Origin of the sequence: Halorubrum lipolyticum DSM 21995 (genome assembly GCF_000337375.1) — an archaeon.
GTDB lineage: Archaea > Halobacteriota > Halobacteria > Halobacteriales > Haloferacaceae > Halorubrum > Halorubrum lipolyticum.
Genome location: NZ_AOJG01000041.1, coordinates 124,882 through 138,372, shown reverse-complemented (window position 1 = coordinate 138,372; position 13,491 = coordinate 124,882). Strand labels below are relative to the sequence as shown.

22 protein-coding genes and 1 tRNA gene are annotated in these 13,491 nt (G+C 64.5%); 2 read left to right on the top strand and 21 right to left on the bottom strand.

Going from position 1 to position 13,491, the window contains the following annotated elements:
* Positions 1-25 precede the first annotated feature (25 nt).
* The 7 genes from C469_RS15330 to C469_RS15300 form a co-directional block, all read right to left on the bottom strand.
* The gene (locus C469_RS15330; RefSeq protein WP_008008231.1) at positions 26-739 is read right to left on the bottom strand and encodes a hypothetical protein; all 714 of its coding nucleotides are present in this window, start codon (positions 737-739) and stop codon (positions 26-28) included.
* Positions 736-1,128 (bottom strand): hypothetical protein, encoded by a 393-nt coding sequence (locus C469_RS15325; protein ID WP_008008230.1) that lies wholly within the window; start codon positions 1,126-1,128, stop codon positions 736-738. The genes C469_RS15330 and C469_RS15325 overlap by 4 nt, the downstream gene beginning before the upstream one ends.
* A complete protein-coding gene (locus tag C469_RS15320; protein ID WP_008008229.1) occupies positions 1,128-1,499 on the bottom strand; it encodes a hypothetical protein in 372 nt (123 codons plus the stop codon). Before C469_RS15320 ends, C469_RS15325 begins: the two co-directional genes overlap by 1 nt.
* An 87-nt stretch (positions 1,500-1,586) precedes the next feature.
* Entirely contained in the window at positions 1,587-1,856 is a 270-nt protein-coding gene (locus C469_RS15315) for a hypothetical protein (RefSeq protein WP_008008228.1), read from the bottom strand.
* A 12-nt stretch (positions 1,857-1,868) separates the two neighbouring features.
* Positions 1,869-2,594: a hypothetical protein gene (locus tag C469_RS15310; RefSeq protein ID WP_008008227.1), complete on the bottom strand. Its 726-nt coding sequence runs from the start codon at positions 2,592-2,594 to the stop codon at positions 1,869-1,871.
* Complete coding sequence (locus tag C469_RS15305; protein ID WP_008008226.1) at positions 2,595-3,116, bottom strand: hypothetical protein; 522 nt, start codon at positions 3,114-3,116, stop codon at positions 2,595-2,597.
* Positions 3,116-3,424 carry a hypothetical protein gene (locus C469_RS15300; RefSeq protein ID WP_147587331.1) on the bottom strand — a complete coding sequence of 103 codons (309 nt, stop codon included), beginning with the start codon at positions 3,422-3,424 and terminating at the stop codon, positions 3,116-3,118. Before C469_RS15300 ends, C469_RS15305 begins: the two co-directional genes overlap by 1 nt.
* A 137-nt stretch (positions 3,425-3,561) precedes the next feature.
* On the opposite strand from C469_RS15300, the gene C469_RS16950 reads away from it, so the two are divergent.
* Positions 3,562-4,005, top strand: a complete 444-nt coding sequence (locus C469_RS16950) for a hypothetical protein (RefSeq protein WP_147587330.1) — start codon at positions 3,562-3,564, stop codon at positions 4,003-4,005.
* Between the two features lie 151 nt (positions 4,006-4,156).
* On the opposite strand, the gene C469_RS15295 is transcribed toward C469_RS16950, so the two are convergent.
* The 14 genes from C469_RS15295 to C469_RS15240 all read right to left on the bottom strand — a co-directional run bounded on the left by C469_RS15295 (position 4,157) and on the right by C469_RS15240 (position 12,397).
* Positions 4,157-4,981, bottom strand: a complete 825-nt coding sequence (locus C469_RS15295) for a hypothetical protein (RefSeq protein ID WP_008008222.1) — start codon at positions 4,979-4,981, stop codon at positions 4,157-4,159.
* A gap of 3 nt (positions 4,982-4,984) precedes the next feature.
* Positions 4,985-5,557, bottom strand: a complete 573-nt coding sequence (locus C469_RS15290) for a hypothetical protein (protein WP_008008217.1) — start codon at positions 5,555-5,557, stop codon at positions 4,985-4,987.
* On the bottom strand, positions 5,557-6,165 hold the full coding sequence (locus C469_RS15285; protein WP_008008214.1) for a hypothetical protein: 609 nt from the start codon (positions 6,163-6,165) through the stop codon (positions 5,557-5,559). Before C469_RS15285 ends, C469_RS15290 begins: the two co-directional genes overlap by 1 nt.
* The gene (locus C469_RS15280; protein WP_008008212.1) at positions 6,162-6,863 is read right to left on the bottom strand and encodes a hypothetical protein; all 702 of its coding nucleotides are present in this window, start codon (positions 6,861-6,863) and stop codon (positions 6,162-6,164) included. The genes C469_RS15285 and C469_RS15280 overlap by 4 nt, the downstream gene beginning before the upstream one ends.
* Positions 6,856-8,076 (bottom strand): hypothetical protein, encoded by a 1,221-nt coding sequence (locus C469_RS15275; protein WP_008008207.1) that lies wholly within the window; start codon positions 8,074-8,076, stop codon positions 6,856-6,858. Before C469_RS15275 ends, C469_RS15280 begins: the two co-directional genes overlap by 8 nt.
* A complete protein-coding gene (locus C469_RS15270) occupies positions 8,073-8,387 on the bottom strand; it encodes a hypothetical protein (RefSeq protein ID WP_008008206.1) in 315 nt (104 codons plus the stop codon). Before C469_RS15270 ends, C469_RS15275 begins: the two co-directional genes overlap by 4 nt.
* 717 nt (positions 8,388-9,104) lie before the next feature.
* A complete protein-coding gene (locus C469_RS15265) occupies positions 9,105-9,716 on the bottom strand; it encodes a tyrosine-type recombinase/integrase (protein ID WP_008008205.1) in 612 nt (203 codons plus the stop codon).
* Positions 9,717-9,809: 93 nt separating this feature from the next.
* Positions 9,810-10,043 (bottom strand): hypothetical protein, encoded by a 234-nt coding sequence (locus C469_RS17315; RefSeq protein WP_169330839.1) that lies wholly within the window; start codon positions 10,041-10,043, stop codon positions 9,810-9,812.
* Positions 10,040-10,267 carry a hypothetical protein gene (locus C469_RS17310; protein WP_008008204.1) on the bottom strand — a complete coding sequence of 76 codons (228 nt, stop codon included), beginning with the start codon at positions 10,265-10,267 and terminating at the stop codon, positions 10,040-10,042. Before C469_RS17310 ends, C469_RS17315 begins: the two co-directional genes overlap by 4 nt.
* Positions 10,260-10,436: a hypothetical protein gene (locus tag C469_RS17305; RefSeq protein ID WP_169330838.1), complete on the bottom strand. Its 177-nt coding sequence runs from the start codon at positions 10,434-10,436 to the stop codon at positions 10,260-10,262. Before C469_RS17305 ends, C469_RS17310 begins: the two co-directional genes overlap by 8 nt.
* Positions 10,429-10,986 carry a hypothetical protein gene (locus C469_RS15255; protein WP_008008202.1) on the bottom strand — a complete coding sequence of 186 codons (558 nt, stop codon included), beginning with the start codon at positions 10,984-10,986 and terminating at the stop codon, positions 10,429-10,431. Before C469_RS15255 ends, C469_RS17305 begins: the two co-directional genes overlap by 8 nt.
* A gap of 139 nt (positions 10,987-11,125) precedes the next feature.
* Complete coding sequence (locus tag C469_RS15250) at positions 11,126-11,767, bottom strand: hypothetical protein (RefSeq protein ID WP_008008201.1); 642 nt, start codon at positions 11,765-11,767, stop codon at positions 11,126-11,128.
* Positions 11,764-12,150 carry a hypothetical protein gene (locus C469_RS15245; RefSeq protein ID WP_008008199.1) on the bottom strand — a complete coding sequence of 129 codons (387 nt, stop codon included), beginning with the start codon at positions 12,148-12,150 and terminating at the stop codon, positions 11,764-11,766. Before C469_RS15245 ends, C469_RS15250 begins: the two co-directional genes overlap by 4 nt.
* A 173-nt stretch (positions 12,151-12,323) precedes the next feature.
* A tRNA-Tyr gene (locus tag C469_RS15240) sits at positions 12,324-12,397 on the bottom strand.
* 140 nt (positions 12,398-12,537) lie between these two features.
* Between C469_RS15240 and C469_RS15235 the strand changes: the two genes are divergently transcribed.
* Positions 12,538-13,410, top strand: coding sequence for a hypothetical protein (locus C469_RS15235; protein WP_008008196.1), 873 nt, complete (start codon positions 12,538-12,540; stop codon positions 13,408-13,410).
* The last annotated feature ends 81 nt before the right edge of the window (positions 13,411-13,491 follow it).

The window sequence follows — 13,491 nt, the reverse complement described above, 5'->3', positions numbered from 1 at the left end:
TCGTGTGAGTGTTGTTTATCATGGTTTAGACCTTCATGATGAACGCCAGCGCGTAGAACGGCGGGCGGTTCTCGTGGGGTTCATCCCCACCTGTATCTTCTATATTTGCTGGGTCGTGGTCCTGCGAGAATTCCGTGCCGTAGTTTGTACCTCCACCACCGGGGCTAACGGCGTTCGTGCCGTGTGTGTGTGAAGGCATCTCTGACTCGGTGAGTTGGACCGAATCGGATCCGCCCGTATCACCCGCCGCGTACTGGCCCCCAGCACCCGCCACGAAACGGTCGCGGAGGTCGGGGGTGCCGTCGCTCCCGTCGCAGAGGGTCCACCCGCTCGGCACGTCGCCCGTCGAGCCGGACCACATCGTTATCACACCGCTGGGAACCGGATCGTGCGTGTCTGCTTCGGGCGTGTAGTTGCTCGCCTCGAACAGTCCGGTAACGTCGCCGTCCCGCCCGTTCACCGTCTGCACGGGCGCCGCGTTCGACGCCTCGCTGTCGGTGTATCGGTTTTGGACGGGGGCGAGGTCCGACACCTGCTGATCGGTGCGGTGGTCGCCCTCGGAGACGCCCGAGAGTTGCCCGTGCTCGGTGACGGTCTGCTCGGTCCACTCGGTTCCGGTGTAGACGAAGGCCGCGTCTTCAGTCAGGTGATACAGGCTCTCGCCCTCCTCTGCGTCGTCGGGGAAGAACGACTCTACGTAGTCGTATCCGCCGCCACCGCCCGAGGCGATCCCGGTCATTCAGCCACCTCGAACGTGACGATCACACCGTCGCCAGCGGTCGGCGTGCGGATGTAGATCAGCGACGTGTCCGTGACGGGGAACTGGCGGCCGTCGCCGATCTGCGCGAGTGCCGAGAGTTGCGTGTTCTCGTCCCCGACGTAGACGTTCCCGCTGTTCGCCTCGCGGTACTCCACTAGCACCTCGACGCCGTCCGGTACGTCGCGAGCTGGGAGCGCCTCGGGATCGGTCCCGCTGGTCGTCACCTCGATCTGCGTGAGGCCGTCGTGGTTCCCGACTCTGTCGGCGATCTCCATCTGCTGTTTCTCCGTGGCCGGAGAGACCTGATCGCCCTGCTCGTTCTGCACCTTCCGGATCTGTTGGACCTCCGTGTTAGTGTCAAGCCCCATTATTCACCTCCTCCGGTCTTCTCGAAGCCGATTGGCTGCACGGTGTACCGGCGCCTCGCGTCGCTGAGGTTCGTCACCTCGCAGGTGAGTGACTGGCTGAACGAGTAGGCCGGGGCGAACGTGATCGCCTTGTCGTCGATGTCCGTCGGCGGGACGGCCGATTCGGGATAGATCACTTCCGAGTCGTCGACAGTCGCCTTATAGACGCTCTCGGGGTGCTTCGAGATCGCGAGGATCGGCAGCACGAACCCGCCGCCGGTCCGCTGTTTCGTCTCGTAGGCGACTGTCGCTCTCTCACCCGGCTCGAGCGTGACCGTCTCGGGCTGGTTGAGGGGGCGGTCGTCTTCAGCAGGTTCAGGGACGCTATTCATCGTCTTCGTCCCCCAGTACCTCGCTCCTGAGCCGGCCGATCTCCGTCTCGTCGAGCTTCTCGGTCTTGGTGTTACTAGTCGATCCCATCAGGCGCTCACCCCGTTTAGCGCGAGGTAGAGGAACCCGAGCGTCCCGATTGCGCCGATGATGTCCGTCAGCAGTCGCAGATCCTCGCGCGACCACTTCGAACTCTCAAGCCACGCCGCGATCGGCGACTCGATGTTCACTACTTCGGTACTGGTCTCCAGCGCGGTCGTTCGGTTCGACTCGGACCCCGTCGTCGTTACGGGGCCGTCGCTCATGGACGTGCTCTGCCACGGGTCGCCGTTGACTGTCGTCGTCGAAAAATCGGACATGGTCGAACCTCGCTACCGGCCCATGTCGGCGCTGACGGCCGACCTGAGCCCTTCGATCTCGCCGTTGGCCTTCTGGGCGGGAGCCTGCAGGAGCACGTTCGTCGGCTCCGTCTCGTCCCCGTCCGGGTCGGTCCAGCGGACCTGATACGGTGCCTTGATCCGAGCGGTCAGCTCCATGTCGCTCGCGATGAAGCGCTCCAGGGGCGACTCGTCGAGCGAGAGGAACTCCGGCTGCTCGGACTGGTTCGCCTGATGCACGAGTCCGAGATTCGCCTCGTAGAGCTTCGCGCTCGCCGACTGCTTCGCGCTCGGCGTCTTCTTCCGGAGCTGGAACGTGGCCGCCTTCCCGCTGATGTAGTAGGCGTGAACGGTGACGGCCGATCCCGGCCCGGAAACGGTGAACTCGTTTGCGTCGTGGTCGATCGACTGCGGCGACCCCTGATAGTCGCCGTCGAACCAGACCGCCACGTCCTGCGTGTCCGGACACTCGACGAGATCGTGCGTCACGGTGAACGTCTGATCGCTCCCGTCTCCGGCCGTGGTGAACGACTCGTAAGCGGGGATCGCGACCCGGAGCGGGTTGCTCCGGCCGCTCCGGAGCGCGAGCGCCGTGTCGGCCACGAGCGTCGCGATCTCGGAGAGCGACCCCTGCGAGTTGGTCTCCGTCTCGAACTGCCGGGGCGAGAGCGTCGTGTTCCGACGACTCGCCTCCTGCAGCCGGTCCATCACGTCGGACATCTACCGCGAACCCTCCTTCACGGCGGCGTTGTCGACGTAGAACTCCGACTGCGACCAGTCGATCTCGGCGGCCGACTCGACCGCCACGTAGAACGCGTCGATGTCCCGCACGTCGTGGAACGGCGCCGCGCCGGTGTTGGAGGCCGCCTCGGGGTACTCCAGCACGACCTTCGCGTTGTCGATGTTGTCCACGTCGCGCTGGGTCGTGAGGTCGTTCTGGTTCCAGAACGAGATCTGCTCGACCTGCTCGCTCACCTTGTGGGTGTCGTCGTCGCCGGCCCGGCGGATCTCGAACTTCATCCGCGTGTTCGTCGGGAGCGGGTCTCCGTTCGAGTCACGGAGCTTCATGTAGATCGGGATCCCGACCTCGGAGCCGCGGTCGACCTGATTCAGGAGCCGGATGAAGGTGCCGCGGTCCGGGTCGATCTCGGCGATCGGCGTCGCCCGCTCGATGCCCGACGCGTTGGTGTGTTTCACGACCTCATCGGCAGCGTCGCCGTTCGAGATGTACACGTCGACCATCAGGCGAACACCTCAGTCAGGGCGTCGCGAACGCCAAAGCGCTCCATGAGCGCGAGCAGGAGGGCAACGCCGCCGCCGACCTGCATGTGTCGCTTCGTCCGACCGTCGATCATCGGCGCGTATTCGGCGCCAGCGATCACGGCGACGCCGCCGAGTTCGGCGGGGGTGTTGAAGCCGGCGACCTGGTGACCGTCGGCGACGTATCCGAGCGATTCTCCCACGAGGACCCCGCCGCCGACCGCGCCGGCGTCCATCATGAACTGCTGATCAGCCAGCTTATCGAAGCCAGCCGTTACATCATAGGCCATTGCAAAATGAGCAAAAACGCACTATATGTTAAATAACAGACAAAATATGGCTGTCAATTAATGTCAAAAGTCACTGTCTGCTGAGCGAAAAATTACTACCCAGAAAACATATAATTAATCAGTCTGTACTGGTCAGTATGCCAATTGATATTGATTCAGACAAGTGGGAAGGAGGAAGCTACATCGACTGGCTAAGAATTGAAGTTGTGAATCGTCTACGGAGGAATGACGATAAGGCATACTCGGTCGCCGAAATAACAGAGCATCTCGAAGATAACAACTCAATAGTATTTCCGGAATTCGTTGAGAGGAATGACCAAGCTCAAAACAAGTTTAGACAGTCTCTGGTCTTTGATAGACTCCAAGATCTTCTATTCGAAGACTGGGTTGATGTGAAAGTTATCGACGGAACACACTACTTCACTAAGAAATCAGGAGCACCACATATTGCTGCTCAAGTTCGATATGAGATCCCAGACAGACTCGATGATCTAGAAGAAGAAATAGATGAAAGGCCGGAACGTCTTGAGGAGCGACTTAGGTGGTTGGAACACCGTGTTGGAGAGGCTCACGGATACTAAACGGGGCGGCGTCCAGATGACCACGCCTGCATAATCAAGCGAAGTGTCTCGGCATTACTCGGCTCGTTACCGTCGCGAGCCTTGCTGATCTCTGATTTAATATCTTCGAATTGTTGAGTATCATCGCTACGAAGAGTGATCTGTGTTCTTGTCATAACCCCACCTCGATCCGCTTTCCTTCCGCGCCGACGTGGTCACACTCCGGTTCATACTGGTTCGACTCGACGCGCTCGATCTTGCCCGAGTCGTCGCTGTAGATCCACTCGGAGTTGACCGTCTGGGGCTCGCCGTCCGGTCCCTCCTCGACCCACTTCCGGACGGAGATCGCGCCGTCGTCGGGGGCGTGCAGCTTCGCCGGGAGGTTCGGCACCTCCTGTCCACCCGTGTTGTGCGCCTCCTTCGGGTACTCTAGCACGTCCTTCACCGCGTTGAGGTCGTTACCGGACTGGTAGCCGCCGAGGAACCGCGCCGTGCAATTGCCGACCACTTTCTTACAGAGTTGGGCGAGTCGCTGGGTCACCCAGATCGACGACGTGGCCGACCCGCCCTCGGTCCGACCATCGGTCGCGAGGTCCTTGATCTCGTCGGGGTACCCCTCTCCTTCCGGGGCGATTCCGTGCGCCTCGTCGATGACGATCAGCACGTCGTGGTCCGACTGTCGGCACGCGAGGATCACGTCCCGAGAGACCTCCTGCCAGTCGTCCTTGTCGACGTGGCGGCCGACGACGACCGCCTCGTTGCGGTCGATCATGTTGCCCCACACGTCCGGCCCGAAGTGATCCCGCTCTCGAGGGCCGGCGAACCAGTGCGTCGCGAGTCCTGGTCCGGTCTCCTTGCTCACGAGACCTCGGAACTCGTCGGACGTGTCGAGCACGACCACCCGATCGAAGGTGTCGCCCTTGATGTTCTTCTCGGCGAGAGCGTGCGCCAGCCACCCTTTACCCCATCCCGAAACGGCCGATACCAGCATGTGCATGGGTTACTGCACCCGTTCGGTGAGGTCTTCGAGTGCTTCGCCGTTCGTCTCGATCGGGCCAGCGATCACCTGCTGGAAGACGCGGCCGGGATCGAAGTCGACGATCTCCTCTTCGAAGACGTCGAGGTCGACGCCGAACGTCTCGCGGACGTGGACCGCGGCGAGGTCGCGGTCCGTTCGGTCGGCGACGGCGTCCCCCGCTCGGTCGCGGAAGCTGTCGGCCCACTCCTCGATCTGCGCGTTCCAGTCATCGGCGCCGGTGCCGGCGAACCCGCGCGCTCGGTCGGCGTTTTCCAGCTCGTCCGGCGCGAGTTGGTCGACGTAGAGGCGCCACGGATCCCCGACGACGTGCGCCCCGACCGCCTTCGCGAGCGCCGTCACTCGCTCCTCGGTGTCCGGCGGCTCGTCGAGGCCGACTTCCTCGGGGTCGATGCCGAGCGCGTCGGCGTGATCGCGCATCTTCTCGCGGTGGTCGCGCTCGATCCCGGCGAGGATCGAGGCGTAGGCGCGGATCTGCTCGTTCTCCTCGGGATTCGCGACCATCCGCTTCATCGCCTGCTTCTGGAGGCCCAGCATCACGCGCTCACCCCCTCAGAAAGCGAGCCGACGATATCGCCGGCGACATCGCTGTCCTTCAGGAGCACGGTGCCGCAGACGATCGCGGTCGAGAAGAGGAGCGCTTGCTTGTCGCTCATCCCCTCCATCCCCATGTCCGAGACCACCGCGTCGAACTTCTGATCGAGTTCGACCGGCGGTTTCGTCGCGAGCGCTTCGACCTCTTCGGCCGACATCGCGTCGGCGTCCTCGTCGTCGCGCATCTCCGTGGCCACCTCCGGGAGCAAGACCGCGAGCGACTCGACATACATCTCGCCCCAACCCCCTTCCGAGGGGGCTTCAGTGGGGGTCTCGCCCCCCTTCTCTCCCCCTTCGTCGGGGGTATCGTCGGGGTTGGTCGCGTCGGGCGATTCGGACCCCTCTTCTGGGGGGTCGTCACCCCCTTCCTCCTCTTGGATCTCCTCGGAGATCGCCGCGAGGTCGATGTCGGCCCGCTCGTCGTCGTCGATTGGGGGCCGTTCGTCCCCCTCATCACCCCCTTCGTCGGGGGTATCGTCAGCGTCGGCGGGGGTCTCGTCGTCGGGCGATTCGTCCGGGTCGGCGTCGTCGTTGGTAGGGTCGTCAGTCATGTTTCGGTCGGCGTGTACTCCATGTCGTCCGTGTCGGTGCCTTCGAAGGGGTCAGATCCCCCATCTTGCCCCCATCCAGTGCCCCCACGTCCCCCCTCGTCGTGGGTATCGTCGGGGTTGGTCGCGTCGGGCGATTCGGTACCCCCTTCGGTGGGGTCCGACCCCCGTCCACGGAGCAGCACCGCGACGGCGAGGGCACCAGTACCCAGCACGAGGGCTGTGCCGAGCCCCGGTCCGGCCCCTTCAGAGGGGTCTGAAGAGGGGGTCTCGTCACCCTCTCCGTCGCTACCCTCCTCAGAGGGGCCCGGATCGGCGTCTTCAGGGGGGTCGTCAGAGGGGGTATCTGCGCCCTCCCACTGCGCGGCGTATTCGTCCGCTTCGTCGGGCGATTCTGCACCCCCATCGGAGGGGTCCGGATCGAGGGTATCCGCGCCCCCTTCGCCAGTACCCACCTCAGAGGGGTCCGAATTGGCGTCTTCAGGGGGATCGTCAGAGGGGGTATCGCCCCCCTCGTCTCCCCCTTCGTCGTCGTCGCGCGCTTCGTCGAGGCCGTAGGCGACCGGATACCAGTCGTGATGTAGCCGGTCGGTCGCAGCGTCGACGTGCTCGTCGTCCTTCCGTCCGTGGAGGTGCGACCGGAGCCCCTGCGGGCTCCCCTCGTAGTCGCACCCCTCGATCTTGCAGGCGAGTTCAGGCATCGGTCTCCTCGAAGTTGTCTAGGGTCTCCTCGCCGCCCGTCGCGGCGAACTGGCCGAGTCCCTCTCGGGCGCTGGCGTCGTCGGCAAAGCCGCGAGAGCCGCTTCGGACGTACCCGCGGTTCTGCGCCCGGCGGTGTTCTTCGGAGGGCGCGTCGCGGCCCTCGTCGGCCTCGACGCCGAAGCGACCGAGGCCGCCATCGGGGTCGGGGTCGTCGACGTGACGATCGTCGCGAAGCAGTTGCTCGGTCGTGTTGCTCTCGCTGCTGGAGCTGCCGAGCGCGGCCGGTCGCTCCGGGACCGCCGGCCGGACCGGCGCGCGGTCCGCGAGGTCGGCGTCGGTCGGGTCGCGACCGCGTCCCGGCTGGCCGTGGAGTCGGTCGTCGTGGCTCCCGTAGAGGTTTAGGAGCGCCCGGTGGTGGCCTTCGAGCGCCTTGAACCGCTCCGTGTTGGCGTCGCTGATCCCCTCTTCGATCGCGTCGATCGCGGCGGCTGCGCGCTCGGCGTTCCGGAACTCACGCTGTACCTCGTCGAGCAGACTCGCGAGCCGCTTCACGCTCACCTTGTAGCCGCTCCACGAGCGCGACAGGGCGCCCTTCGTCTCGCCGTCGAGGTGGTCGTAGGGGACCGCCTCGGCGAAGTCGAGCAGCGACGACACCTCGGTCTCGTCGGCGCCGCAGTCCTTCGTGAGGTGCTCGCAGGCGTCGGCATTGCCGTGCTGGCACATGTTCCGAGCGTGGTCGCACTCTTCGCCCTCGACGCGAGCGGCGGCGGCCGCCTCCTTCTGGAGCGCCTCGCCCTCGATCGGGCCGTCGCTCACGTCGGCGCCTGTCTGCTGCTGGCGCACCTCTTCGATCCGGCCGGTGTTCTCGTCGGCGGTGAGTTCCGGGTCGTAGTACGCCTCCCAGTCGTCGATCCCCGCGTCGAGAAACGCGGCCTTGACCGCGGTCGCCTTCCGGTAGTTGTTCGACCCCGTGAACGGGCCGACGCGACGCTTTTCACCGTCCGTGAGTTCTGCGTGCCCGGCGCCGCCCTCACGGTCGGCGCGGCCGTCGGCGGCGACGCCGCGGATCTCGGCCTCGACGTCGTCAGGGATGTCGTCGGCGAGCTCGACCTTCGCGAACCGTCGGTCGAATCGGCCGGTGAGGTGGTCGGCGTAGTCGTCTCGCACCGCGTTGGCGTCGTCTCGGGTGCCGAGTTCGACGATCTCCGTCACGCACAGCCCTCCACGATGTTCGATCCGACCGGGAGCGACGGCGACGGCAGGGGTTCTCCGTCGTCGACGCGTGCCTCTTCGGCGGCCTCGCCGTCGACGGCGTCGGAGCCCATCCCGTCGCGAAGCACCAGGGCGTCCGCGCCGGTCGGGTTGAGGTCGCAGTAGCGACCCGGTTCCTCGTCCCAGTATGGACACGGCAGGCGGTACGCGGTCGCCCGGCGGTAGATCTCGCGGAGCCGCGAGAGTGCGGTCCGCTCGCCCTCGTCCTCCGGCTGGAGCGCGAGGGCGGCGCCGGCTTCAGAGGCGCGCATCAGCGTCCCTCTCCGTTTCGAACTGTTTAGCTGGCAAAGTGTTACTGGTCAAGCAGACCATATCAGCAAATTACGCGGCGATATTATGTTTCTTATCGCTGAATAAGTAATTAAATAATAGGCGTACTACTCTTCACATCAGCGTTCCCGCAATAGCCGTTAGTGTCCCAATAAGAGCTATACTAATCCCAATCATACGACACTCACGTTCAAGAGTTAGGTCCAAAAGTTCCACAATTGCTCTTTGTGGACGTTGGAAGTCGTATTCTCTCCAATCCTCCCCAACTTTAGCTCGTAGCTCCACAGCTCCAGTTTGGATTTCATTTGGCGTCTTGTCAGGCAAGTCCTCACGTAGGTTCATGTCAAGATAGTCTACAAATGTGTAACAAATTACTCGGTCGGAAAAAGTGAATCTCCGCCCCTTCCTCGCTGATAAGACATACTCTCGTGCCTCGTAATAATCGCTTAGTAGTCTAGAATGCTGATAATATCTAATCCGTAGATATCGTGGTAGGTCTGGAAGTGACAAAACAACAGTTCCTATCAATACAAGAGCGATCCCTATCGCCGAGACAATCGGTGACCAATTAATCATCAATTGAGACAAGGTACGGTCTATACGTTTAGTTGTGTGTTATATGATTGAGGCGGCCAGAAGTTCGTATCCAGTATCTCTGATACAGGTTGTCTCCGGTTGAGCGTCCCCTGACCGCGTATTTACACGCGGTCTATATGGTCGTAGACTCGCTCGGTGGTCTGGATCGTCGCGTGCCGAAGCCGGTTCCGCACGTCGTAGAAGGTGTGACCTTCCTCGACGTTGAGCATCCGGTAGGCGACGCTGTGCCGGAGCGTGTGCGGCGTCACGTCCTCCGGCCCGCCTCGCCCTGTGACCGTCATCGGTCGCACGTCGGCGCCGACGGCGGCCTCTCGAACGACGTTCCGAACGGATTCGGTCGTCATCCGGTCGGACTGTCGTGACGGCCACAGAGCCGCGGTCTCCTTCCAGCGACCGGCAAGGTACGTCCGGAGCGTCCGGACGGTCTCGTCGGCCAGCTCGATCTCGGTGTAGCTCGGCGTGCGGTCGGTCGGGTAGTCCTTCTGGATGTCTGCCGGGAGCGCGAGAACGCCGTCGTCGAGGTCGACGTGGTCGGCCACGTCGAGCGCGACGGCCTCCGCGACGCGGAGCCCGGAGTCGTAGAGCGTCGCGATCAGTGCGTCGTTCCGAGCGGCGAGGTAAGGCGCACTCGCTTCGACGGTCGCGGAACGCATTCGGTCGACCTGCTCCGGCTTGAGCCAGACGGTCGCTTTGTCCTGAGTTTGGGTTTCCATTGTTCGGGGTGTTTCGAGGTAGTTGGTTTATAAACGGTTCAGGGGAAGGGAGGTGCGAGTTTGGGTTTCTGTATAGAGAATCCCAAACTCATCTTAGCGGTTGTCACACCCCGTTGATTCAGGCACATTCAGACCGTTATTATATATGTCAGACAGGCTTACACCGAGGAAAATGGTTGACTGGGGTCTAGGAGTGCTTTCCGACTGGTTCGTGTTCGCACTGTTTGGTGGTGTTTTGCTGGCGATCGCCATCATATTGATGCGAATGCGCTGATAGAGTCCCTCGTCAAATCGTTCAACGTTGCAGGCACGGTTGTCGGCGTTCATCGGCCCACCTCGACGTACTCGACGACGTGCGCCGCGTTCTGCTCGTCGTGCTCGACGAACCGGGTCTCGCCCGGTTCGACGTGGATGCGCTCGCTGTGGCCACACGAGATGCACGTCACCTCGTAGATCCGGTGTCGCCAGCGGTCGGCCGCCGGCTCGGTGTCGCGCTTCCCGCGGAGATCGATGTTTGGCGCCGCACCGACGACGGTCGCCTCGTTACGCATCGTCCACCTCGTCGCGGTCGTCGTCGTCGTCCTCGACGAACCCGATCGTCATCTCGCAGCGTGAGCAGTAGGCCGTCGTCGTCCGGTGCTCCCCGGTTGCGCGGTTGGTCCACACCTTCGCCGTCTCGATCCACTCGTGGCCGAACAGCCAGCAGCGCAGGTTACGCATCGCGGGGACCTCCGTCGGTCCGCACGGCGCCAGCGAGATCGGCGAGTTCGGCCGGCTGCCGGACCACCAGCACGCCCCACTTCGGTTTCACGACCCGCTTGCCGCCGACTCGCTGCCGTTCGAGCGGGAGGACCACGCGCCGCTTCACGCTCCCCTTCGGGATGTTGAGGCGGTTCGCGACCCGGCTCATCGCGGTGTCGACATCGATCCGCGACTGGAACGGCGAGGCTTCGTCGCAGAGCACTTCGTAGCCCCGGCGGACGACCGGATCGTCCGGGAGGTACGCAGCCACGTTCGCCTCGTTGCTGTCGCGGTTCGCGTAGGTCTCGCGCAGCGCCGTCCGGATCGCCGCCGACCGCGACCCGTGCTCGTCCGCCGCGTCGTCGAGCGCGTCGAGGAGGTCGTCGTCGCTCACTCGCGCCGACACGCGCTTCCCGCTCGTCTCGGCGCTCATCGACTCACCTCGCTTCCGGTGGCCGCGCTCGGCTCGGCCGTCCACGCGCAGCAGCGCGCGCGCCGCCTGCTGTTCGCCCGCACAGCGCTCGTGCATGAGGGGGGACGCCGTTCTGACGACGCGCCCCCGTCTGTGTGACACGGACCGGTTCCGGCAGTAGCGTTCTTGTTACCCCCGAAGACTGCGGAATCGGTCTGTGTGACACGGTCGGCGTTTGTCACACGGATCACGGCGTTCATCGGTCGACCCCCTCGCCAAGCAGGCGACGATCGTCGGTGACCCCGTCGCGCCGGGCGGCGGTGCCGCCGTCGGCGCGGAGCTGCTGTTCGCGCTCGGCGACCTTCTCGCGGGCGACTCGGAGCCGGTTCGAGACCGTGCCGGGGCTGCTGTAGCCCTTCTTTCGCTGGTACTCCCGAACGCCCATGTCGGCGAGGTCGCACTTGAGGTAGGCGTCGCGCTGCTTGTCCGTGAGGTACGGGTAGCGTCGTTCGGCGGGGTCGACGGCGTCGAGGTCGCAGATTCGGATCGTCCGGCCGTTGATGTCACGCTCCGGCGTCACGCCGGTCCACGCCGCCTTTCTGATGGCGCAGAGGTGGACGCACGGACCGTCGTTGTACTCCCAGCCTTTGCAGTCGCAGAGCCCGACGTGGTGGTCACCCTCGCTGGCCAGAACGACGTGGTGCCACTCCTCGCCGTTTGGGCTCTTGACCTTGAACCCGAGCCGCGACACGATCTCGATGTCGGACTGGTAGGGAACCGCCTTCTTCCAGCTCGTGTCTTCGCTGCCGGCGAGTCGGTCGAAATTGATCGACTCGCCGATCTGCGTGTCGACGCGGCCGAACTCTTCGAGCCCGCTGCGAGCGTTTGCTCGACTCATGGCGGAGAACACCCCCGGACGAAGGTGCCGACGCCACCGGCATGTCTGTCGAGAATGTGATCCCGAACGGACTCCGCAACGTCCTCGGGCGGGACGGCTTCCTCGTGGATGTACTCCGATTCGACGGAGACCTCTGTGCCCTCGACGGTCGTCTCGGTCAGAACGTTGACGTGGTAGTACTGGTCGCCGCGTCTTTCGTAGCCGTTCCAGCCGGCGCTGTCGCTCCAGAGCTGGAGACGCGCGTCGCAGTTGCCCTCTTCGACCGGCTGAAAGAGCTGATCGACACGGAGCGTTTCGACCCGCTCGCGCTCGATCTCGACCGCGTCGCCCTCGAGGTCGACAGCGACCTGAATCTCCTCGTCGCTGTCTCGCTCTGCACTCATGCCGCACCCCCGTCAACTACGAAATTCGCGGGACGGCGTCGAGGGGGGTACTGTACCTTGTTGCACTCCGATTTTTCCGGGTGTCTTCTGAAAACGCGGACTAATCGCTCACGTCTTCTACGGTGAAAGTACGACAAAAGCGCCGTAGAGGCGCTTTCGCCGTAAAATTCGGATCCGCCCTCCCCGAATTGAACGGGGGACAAGTCGATCTACAGTCGACTGCTCTACCAGGCTGAGCTAAGGGCGGTTACCGTATTCTACCCGCCGGATCCGACTTAAGGGTTCTCTTTCAAACGCGGTGTGATCCGCCGTACCGCGGACGGCTCGACGACCCGCACCGCACCCGCCGCGCGCGGTTTTTAAGTCGCTCGCGGCGGGAGCGGGGGTATGGCCGACGGCGACGACCGACAGGCGACGTTCGGGTCGGACGGGAGCTTGGAGACCGACACCACGCCGGACGCGACGGGCGAGAACGACTTCGGCGAGGCGAAGGAGCCGAACGAGACCGACGGCGGGTACAGCCGGTACGTCGTCTCCAGCCTCCTCCAGAAGGCGGTGCGCCGCTCCGACGAGGAGGTCGCCGCGTGGGCCGCCTGGGAGCTTGCCCGCTCCGGCTACGCGTGGAACCTCTGGGACCGCCTGAACCTCTACGTCGTCGAGGATCTCCGCGCGGGCAGCGAGGTGGCGCTCACCGTCGAGCGCTACGAGGAGCTGGCCACCGAGCGCTGGGAGCCCGCCGAGTGGAAGGGCCGGCTCTGCGCGATCCACGCCGCGCTGGCCGCGGCCCGCGCGCGGTCGACCCGCGAGGCCTCGAACGCCGACGCCTACTTCTCCGCCGTCGCCGAGGTCCGGGCCGAGGCCCGCGAGCGCGGGGAGGAGCCCGCCCACGACTTCCCCGTCGGCGACCTCGAACCCGAGGGGACGTTCGACGCGGTCTTCGACGGCCACACCGGCGAGGGCGCGCGTCGTGACCGCGGCACGCGCTTTTTCAAGACCCACGGCGCTCGGGTCGGTCCGGAGGGCGAAGACGACCAGAGCGCCCGCTGGCAGCGCCTCGCCATGCTCCTTGACGACGAGACCGACTACTCGCCCGCCGACCTCGACCGCGCCGTCGAGCCGGTCGACCCCGAGGCCCCGTGGGGCGAGCCAGGGACGAGCCGCGACGGCGACGACGAAGCGGAGAGCGACCGAGACGACCGAGACGCAGACCGGGACGAATCCGGCAACTCGTCCGGGTCGCTCTCCGACTTCTCCTCGTAGCCGTCGGCCGCGTCCGACGGCCGCGCCGTCCCGGATCGCCACGGACACGCCGTCCCGAATCACCACGGACGGGTCGGTACC

Bases quoted from the DNA above. Each gene is read 5' to 3' on its own strand.
- C469_RS15295 (WP_008008222.1), bottom strand. From the start codon at position 4,981: ATGCACATGCTGGTATCGGCCGTTTCGGGATGGGGTAAAGGGTGGCTG.
- C469_RS15315 (WP_008008228.1), bottom strand. From the start codon at position 1,856: ATGTCCGATTTTTCGACGACGACAGTCAACGGCGACCCGTGGCAGAGC.
- C469_RS17305 (WP_169330838.1), bottom strand. From the start codon at position 10,436: ATGCGTAACCTGCGCTGCTGGCTGTTCGGCCACGAGTGGATCGAGACG.
- C469_RS15300 (WP_147587331.1), bottom strand. From the start codon at position 3,424: ATGGCCTATGATGTAACGGCTGGCTTCGATAAGCTGGCTGATCAGCAG.
- C469_RS15280 (WP_008008212.1), bottom strand. From the start codon at position 6,863: ATGCCTGAACTCGCCTGCAAGATCGAGGGGTGCGACTACGAGGGGAGC.
- C469_RS15270 (WP_008008206.1), bottom strand. From the start codon at position 8,387: ATGCGCGCCTCTGAAGCCGGCGCCGCCCTCGCGCTCCAGCCGGAGGAC.
- C469_RS17315 (WP_169330839.1), bottom strand. From the start codon at position 10,043: ATGAACGCCGACAACCGTGCCTGCAACGTTGAACGATTTGACGAGGGA.
- C469_RS15250 (WP_008008201.1), bottom strand. From the start codon at position 11,767: ATGAGTCGAGCAAACGCTCGCAGCGGGCTCGAAGAGTTCGGCCGCGTC.
- C469_RS15320 (WP_008008229.1), bottom strand. From the start codon at position 1,499: ATGAATAGCGTCCCTGAACCTGCTGAAGACGACCGCCCCCTCAACCAG.
- C469_RS15245 (WP_008008199.1), bottom strand. From the start codon at position 12,150: ATGAGTGCAGAGCGAGACAGCGACGAGGAGATTCAGGTCGCTGTCGAC.
- C469_RS15235 (WP_008008196.1), top strand. From the start codon at position 12,538: ATGGCCGACGGCGACGACCGACAGGCGACGTTCGGGTCGGACGGGAGC.
- C469_RS16950 (WP_147587330.1), top strand. From the start codon at position 3,562: ATGCCAATTGATATTGATTCAGACAAGTGGGAAGGAGGAAGCTACATC.
- C469_RS17310 (WP_008008204.1), bottom strand. From the start codon at position 10,267: ATGCGTAACGAGGCGACCGTCGTCGGTGCGGCGCCAAACATCGATCTC.
- C469_RS15285 (WP_008008214.1), bottom strand. From the start codon at position 6,165: ATGACTGACGACCCTACCAACGACGACGCCGACCCGGACGAATCGCCC.
- C469_RS15310 (WP_008008227.1), bottom strand. From the start codon at position 2,594: ATGTCCGACGTGATGGACCGGCTGCAGGAGGCGAGTCGTCGGAACACG.
- C469_RS15330 (WP_008008231.1), bottom strand. From the start codon at position 739: ATGACCGGGATCGCCTCGGGCGGTGGCGGCGGATACGACTACGTAGAG.
- C469_RS15325 (WP_008008230.1), bottom strand. From the start codon at position 1,128: ATGGGGCTTGACACTAACACGGAGGTCCAACAGATCCGGAAGGTGCAG.
- C469_RS15255 (WP_008008202.1), bottom strand. From the start codon at position 10,986: ATGCACGAGCGCTGTGCGGGCGAACAGCAGGCGGCGCGCGCGCTGCTG.
- C469_RS15265 (WP_008008205.1), bottom strand. From the start codon at position 9,716: ATGGAAACCCAAACTCAGGACAAAGCGACCGTCTGGCTCAAGCCGGAG.
- C469_RS15290 (WP_008008217.1), bottom strand. From the start codon at position 5,557: ATGCTGGGCCTCCAGAAGCAGGCGATGAAGCGGATGGTCGCGAATCCC.
- C469_RS15305 (WP_008008226.1), bottom strand. From the start codon at position 3,116: ATGGTCGACGTGTACATCTCGAACGGCGACGCTGCCGATGAGGTCGTG.